Origin of the sequence: Variovorax paradoxus, assembly GCF_000834655.1 — a bacterium.
Lineage (GTDB): Bacteria > Pseudomonadota > Gammaproteobacteria > Burkholderiales > Burkholderiaceae_C > Variovorax > Variovorax paradoxus_F.
The window spans coordinates 70948-77176 of record NZ_JXQQ01000071.1 but is presented as its reverse complement, the minus strand read 5'-3'; the positions used below and the strand labels follow the sequence as shown (position 1 = coordinate 77176).

At 65.3% G+C, this 6229-nt stretch carries 4 protein-coding genes and 1 tRNA gene; all 5 read left to right on the top strand.

Features of this window, described 5'->3' with window-relative positions; translation table 11 throughout:
- Window positions 1–678, top strand: a 678-nt coding sequence (locus RT97_RS24930; protein ID WP_042581534.1) for an efflux RND transporter periplasmic adaptor subunit, incomplete at its 5' end; no start/stop codon positions are given.
- Window positions 675–3845, top strand: coding sequence for an efflux RND transporter permease subunit (locus RT97_RS24925; protein WP_042581533.1), 3171 nt, complete (start codon window positions 675–677; stop codon window positions 3843–3845). The genes RT97_RS24930 and RT97_RS24925, both read left to right, overlap by 4 nt.
- A 113-nt stretch (window positions 3846–3958) precedes the next feature.
- A tRNA-Leu gene (locus RT97_RS24920) sits at window positions 3959–4045 on the top strand.
- Window positions 4046–4071: 26 nt separating this feature from the next.
- Entirely contained in the window at window positions 4072–5391 is a 1320-nt protein-coding gene (tig, locus tag RT97_RS24915) for a trigger factor (RefSeq protein WP_042581532.1), read from the top strand.
- Between the two features lie 113 nt (window positions 5392–5504).
- Complete coding sequence (gene clpP / locus RT97_RS24910) at window positions 5505–6113, top strand: ATP-dependent Clp endopeptidase proteolytic subunit ClpP (protein ID WP_013541834.1); 609 nt, start codon at window positions 5505–5507, stop codon at window positions 6111–6113.
- Window positions 6114–6229: the final 116 nt, after the last annotated feature.

Sequence of the window (6229 nt, the reverse complement as noted above, 5' to 3'; positions counted from 1 at the left end):
TACACGACGCTGGTCGCCGACGTGGCCGGCGTCATCACCGCCATCGAGGCGGAGCCCGGCCAGGTGGTGCAGGCCGGCACGCCGGTCGTGCGCATCGCGCAGGACGGCGCGCGCGACGTGGTGTTCGCGGTGCCCGAAGACCGCGCCCAGGCGATCAAGCCCGGCTCCGCAGTCACGGTGCGCGGCTGGTCCGGCGGCAATGAATTGCAGGGGCAGGTGCGCGAAGTGGCGGCCAGTGCCGACGCGGTCACGCGCACGTATTCGGTCAAGGTCGCCATCGATGCGGCCACCTCCCCGCCCCTGGGCGCCACCGTCTATGCGCGCCCGCAGGCCTTGGCCCACGCCAGCACCGCCGTGATGAAGCTGCCGACCAGCGCCCTGCGCCAGGAAGGCAAGGGCACCGCGGTCTGGGTGCTCGACAAATCGACGATGACGGTGCGCTCCCAAGCCGTGCAGGTGGCGACCGCCGACGGCAACGAAGCCGTGATCGGCGGTGGGCTCTCGCCCGGAATGATGGTCGTGGCCGCGGGCGTGCATGTGCTCTCGCCGGGCCAGAAGGTCACCATCTACCAGTCCAAGGAGGCGGCGGCTGCCGCCGCCAATGCGAAGGACGTCGCGCAGGCCGTCGAGCCTGTCGCCGCAACGAAGAAGGAGATCGCTGCAGGTGCCGCCAAATGACGGAAGGCGCAGCGACCACCACCGAAAAGCCCGCTGGCAAACCCGCCGGCTTCAATCTCTCCAAATGGGCGCTGGACCACGCGCCGCTCACGCGCTACCTCATGGTGGTGCTGATGGTGCTGGGCGCCTTCGCGTACTTCCAGCTCGGGCAGGACGAAGACCCGCCCTTCACCTTCCGCGCGATGGTCGTGCGCACCTACTGGCCGGGCGCGACGGCGCAGCAGGTGGCCGAGCAGGTCACCGACAAGCTCGAGCGCACGCTGCAGGAGGCGCCGTATGCCGACAAGATCCGCAGCTATTCGAAGCCGGGCGAGTCGCAGATCATTTTCCAGATCAAGGATTCCTCCAAGGCGGGCGACGTGGCCAATGTCTGGTACACGGTGCGCAAGAAGATCGGCGACATGCGCAACACGCTGCCGCCCGGCGTGCAGGGACCGTTCTTCAATGACGACTTCGGCGACGTCTATGGCGTGATCTACGCGCTGGAGAGCGAAGGCTTCAGCTACGCCGAGCTCAAGACGCTGGCCGACGAAACGCGCCAGCAACTGCTGCGCGTGAAGGACGTGGCCAAGGTCGACCAGTTCGGCGTGCAGGACGAGAAGGTCTACGTCGAGATCTCGCAGAAGCGCCTGGCGCAGCTGGGGCTCGATTTCAACGCGGTGCTCGCGCAGCTCGGCTCGCAGAACGCGGTGGAAAGCGCCGGCACGATCCAGTCGCCGCTCGATGTGGTGCAGGTGCGCGTGGCGGGGCAGTTCACCAGCGTCGACCAGCTGCGCGAGATGCCGATCCGCGGCACCTCGGGCAACCAGCTGAAGCTGGGCGACATCGCGGAAATCCGTCGCGGCTACATCGACCCGCCGGCCGTCAAGGTGCACCACCAGGGCAAGGAAGTGATTGCGCTGGGCGTTTCCATGGCCAAGGGCGGCGACATCATCGCGCTGGGCAAGGCGCTGAAAGTGGCGACCGCGCAGATCGACCAGCGACTGCCCATCGGCGTGAAGCTCGCGCAGGTGCAGGACCAGCCGGTGTCGGTGGCCAGCTCGGTCAACGAATTCGTCGGTGTGCTGATCGAGGCCGTGGCCATCGTGCTGGCGGTGAGCATCATCGCGCTCGGCCTGCACAAGGGCGGGCGCTTCGGCTGGTACATCGACATCCGCCCGGGGCTGGTGGTGGCGATCACCATTCCGCTGGTGCTGGCGGTGACTTTCCTTGCGATGAACTACTTCGGCATCGGGCTGCACAAGATATCGCTGGGATCGCTGATCATCGCGCTGGGCCTCCTGGTGGACGACGCGATCATCGCGGTCGAGATGATGGTGCGAAAGATGGAGGAGGGCTACGACAAGGTCCGCGCCGCCACCTTCGCCTACGACGTGACGGCCAAGCCGATGCTCACGGGCACGCTCATCACGGCGGCGGGGTTCCTTCCGATCGGCATCGCCAAGTCGGTGACGGGCGAATACACCTTCGCGATCTTCGCGGTGACGGTGATCGCGCTGGTGCTGTCGTGGATCGTCTCGGTGTACTTCGTGCCGTACCTGGGCACGCTGCTGCTCAAGGTAAAGCCGCACGATCCCGATGCGCCGCCGCACGAGCTCTTCGACACGCCCTTCTACAACGGCTTTCGCCGCGCGGTGGACTGGTGCGTGCAGCACCGGTGGCTGACCATCGGCGCGACGGTGCTGGTGTTCGCGCTGGGCATCGTCGGCATGGGCAAGGTGCAGCAGCAGTTCTTCCCCGATTCGAGCCGGCCCGAGATCATGGTGGACATCTGGTTCCCCGAAGGCACCTCGTTCGCGGCCAATGAAGAAGTGGCCAAGCGCGTCGAGCAGCGCGTGATGAAGGAAGAGGGCGTCAAGACCGTGAGCACTTGGGTCGGCTCGGGCGTGCCGCGCTTCTACCTGCCGCTGGACCAGGTATTCCCGCAGACCAACGTGTCGCAGCTCATCGTGCTCGCCAACGACCTGAAGGTGCGCGAGCGCCTGCGCCTGCGCTTGCCCGCGTTGCTGGCCGAGGAGTTCCCCGAGGTGCGCGGCCGCGTCAAGCTGCTGCCCAACGGGCCGCCGGTGCCGTACCCGGTGCAGTTCCGCGTGATCGGCACCGAGCCCGCGCAATTGCGTGAGCACGCCGACGAAGTGAAGGCGGTGCTGCGCGAGAACGCCAACATGCGCGGCGTGAACGACAACTGGAACGAGTCGGTGAAGGTGATCCGCCTCGAGATCGACCAGGCCAAGGCACGCGCGCTCGGCGTGACGAGCCAGGCCATCGCGCAGGCCTCGCGCACGATGTTCAGCGGCACCACCGTGGGCCAGTACCGCGAGAACGACTTGCTGATCGACATCGTGCTGCGCCAGTCGCCCGACGAGCGCGAGGCCATCTCGGACATCGCCAACGCCTACATCCCGACGAGCTCGGGCCGCTCGATTCCGCTCACGCAGATCGCCCGGCCGGTGTTCACCTGGGAACCCGGCGTGATGTGGCGCGAGAACCGCGACTACGCGATCACCGTGCAGGGCGACGTGGTCGAGGGCCTGCAGGGCGCGACCGTGACCGAGCAACTGCTGCCCAAGCTGCGCGAGCTCGAAGCCGGCTGGCGTGCGGCCGGGCAGGGCGCCTACCGCATCGAGGTGGCTGGCGCCGTCGAGGAAAGCAGCAAGGGCTCGGCCTCCATCGTGGCGGGCGTGCCGATCATGCTGTTCCTTGTGTTCACGCTCTTGATGCTGCAGCTGCACAGCTTCAGCCGCTCGCTGCTGGTGTTCATCACCGGGCCGATGGGCATCGCCGGCGTCGCCGGTGCACTGCTGGTGCTGAACCGGCCGTTCGGCTTCGTGGCGCTGCTGGGCGTGATCGCGCTCATGGGCATGATCCAGCGCAACGCGGTGATCCTGATCGACCAGATCGAGAGCGACCGTGCGGCCGGCGTGCCGGCCTGGGACGCGATCGTCGAGTCGGCGGTGCGGCGTTTGCGCCCCATCGTGCTGACGGCGGCGGCGGCAGTGCTGGCGATGATTCCGCTCTCGCGCAGCGTGTTCTGGGGGCCGATGGCCGTGGCCATCATGGGCGGGCTGATCGTGGCCACCGTATTGACCCTTCTGGCACTGCCGGCAATGTATGCCGCTGCATTCCGCGTCAAGCGGCCGCCAAAAGAGGCCCTGATTAGCGTTTAAAATGCGCGGTTGACCGATTTCAGGCGGGCGGTCTTTGGGTTGTGGATATCCGGTATCGGGTGTTCGTGGCACCAGGGCCGTCCGCCTTTGCATTCACCTGAAAAATTGGCATAGCGCGGGTGGCGAAATTGGTAGACGCACCAGGTTTAGGTCCTGACGTTCGCAAGAACGTGCCGGTTCGAGTCCGGCCCCGCGCACCAGCCACACCCCTCACAAGGAAGACATCATGACCGTGACCGTTGAAACTCTCGAGAAGCTCGAACGCAAGATCACGCTGACCCTGCCGGTCGGCACCATCCAGAACGAAGTCGATTCGCGCCTCAAGAAGCTCGCGCGCACCGTCAAGATGGACGGCTTTCGCCCCGGCAAGGTGCCGATGAACGTCGTAGCCCAGCGCTACGGCTACTCGGTGCACTACGAAGTCATGAACGACAAGGTCGGCGAAGCCTTCTCGCAAGCGGCCAACGAAGCCAAGCTGCGCGTGGCCGGCCAGCCCCGCATCACCGAGAAGGAAGAGTCGCCCGAGGGCGAGCTGGCCTTCGACGCGGTGTTCGAAGTGTTCCCCGAAGTCAAGATCAACGACCTGTCGGGCGCCGAAGTCGAGAAGCTCTCGGCCGAAGTGGGCGACGACGCGATCGACAAGACGCTGGACATCCTGCGCAAGCAACGCCGTACCTTCGCCCAGCGCGCGCAAGACGCCGTTGCGCAAGACGACGACCGCGTGACCGTCGACTTCGAAGGCAAGATCGACGGCGAGCCCTTCCAGGGCGGCAAGGCCGAAGATTTCCAGTTCGTGGTCGGCGAAGGCCAGATGCTCAAGGAATTCGAAGACGCCGTGCGCGGCATGAAGTCCGGCGACAGCCGCACCTTCCCGCTGTCGTTCCCGGCCGATTACCACGGCAAAGACGTCGCCGGCAAGCAAGCCGACTTCATGGTCACCGTCAAGAAGATCGAAGCCTCGCACCTGCCTGAAGTCAACGAACAACTGGCCAAGTCCCTCGGCATTGCCGAAGCCACCGTGGAAGGCCTGCGCGCGGACATCAAGCGCAACCTCGAGCGCGAAGTGAAGTTCCGCCTGCTGGCCCGCAACAAGAACGCCGTGATGGACGCGCTGGTTGCCAACGCCGAACTCGACCTGCCCAACGCCAGCGTGCAGTCCGAAGTCAGCCGCATGATCGAAGGCGCCCGCGCCGAACTGAAGCAACGCGGCATCAAGGACGCCGACAAGGCCCCGATCCCCGACGAAGTGTTCCGTCCCCAAGCCGAGCGCCGCGTGCGCCTGGGCCTCGTGGTGGCCGAACTGGTGCGTGCCAACGACCTGCAGGCAAAGCCCGAGCAGATCAAGGCCCACATCGACGAGCTGGCCGCGAGCTACGAAAAGCCGGCCGACGTGGTGCGCTGGTACTTCAGCGACAACAACCGCCTGGCCGAAGTCGAGGCCGTTGTCATCGAGAACAACGTGACCGATTTCGTGCTCGCCAAGGCCAAGGTCAGCGAGAAGTCGGTGTCGTTCGACGAACTGATGGCGCAGCAGCAACAAGGCTGATCCTGCAGCTGCCCGCAACGCCAATGGGGCTTGTGCTTTGCGGCACGAGCCCCATTTCACTCAGGCGTACAGTTCATACACAGCGAACGATTCATCTTCCGGAGAGCTAATTCATGATCGCAAACGAAATTCAAGGCCTCGGCATGGTCCCGATGGTCGTCGAGCAGTCGGGCCGTGGCGAGCGGTCCTATGACATCTATTCGCGCCTCCTGAAGGAGCGCATCGTGTTCCTGGTGGGCGAGGTCAACGACCAGACCGCCAACCTCGTGGTGGCCCAGCTGCTCTTCCTGGAGAGCGAGAACCCGGAGAAGGACATTTCCTTCTACATCAACTCCCCGGGCGGCAGCGTGAGCGCCGGCATGGCGATCTACGACACCATGCAGTTCATCAAGCCGGACGTGTCGACCATGTGCCTGGGGTTCGCGGCCAGCATGGGCGCCTTCCTGCTGGCGGCCGGCGAAAAGGGCAAGCGTTTCTCGCTGCCCAATTCGAAGGTCATGATCCACCAGGTGCTGGGCGGCGCACGCGGCCAGGCGACCGACATCGAGATCCATGCGCGCGACATCCTGCGCACCAAGGACCAGATGAACCGCATCCTGGCCGAGCGCACCGGCCAGCCGCTGGAAAAGGTCAAGACCGATACCGAGCGCGACTACTTCCTCACGGCCGACGAGGCCAAGGACTACGGTCTGGTCGACCAGGTCGTTGCCAAGCGCGGTTGAAGCTGCCCGGCGCCAAATAGCGTCATAGGGCGCAAAAGGCAAAAGACGGCGTTTTCCACACGGGAAACGCCGTCTTTTGTTTAGTTATCATTGTCCATACCCTGTCACGAGGCACC

What these genes read in the sequence shown, in the direction of transcription:
- RT97_RS24925 (WP_042581533.1), top strand. Translation starts at nt 675, where the DNA reads ATGACGGAAGGCGCAGCGACCACCACCGAAAAGCCCGCTGGCAAACCC.
- tig (WP_042581532.1), top strand. Translation starts at nt 4,072, where the DNA reads ATGACCGTGACCGTTGAAACTCTCGAGAAGCTCGAACGCAAGATCACG.
- clpP (WP_013541834.1), top strand. Translation starts at nt 5,505, where the DNA reads ATGATCGCAAACGAAATTCAAGGCCTCGGCATGGTCCCGATGGTCGTC.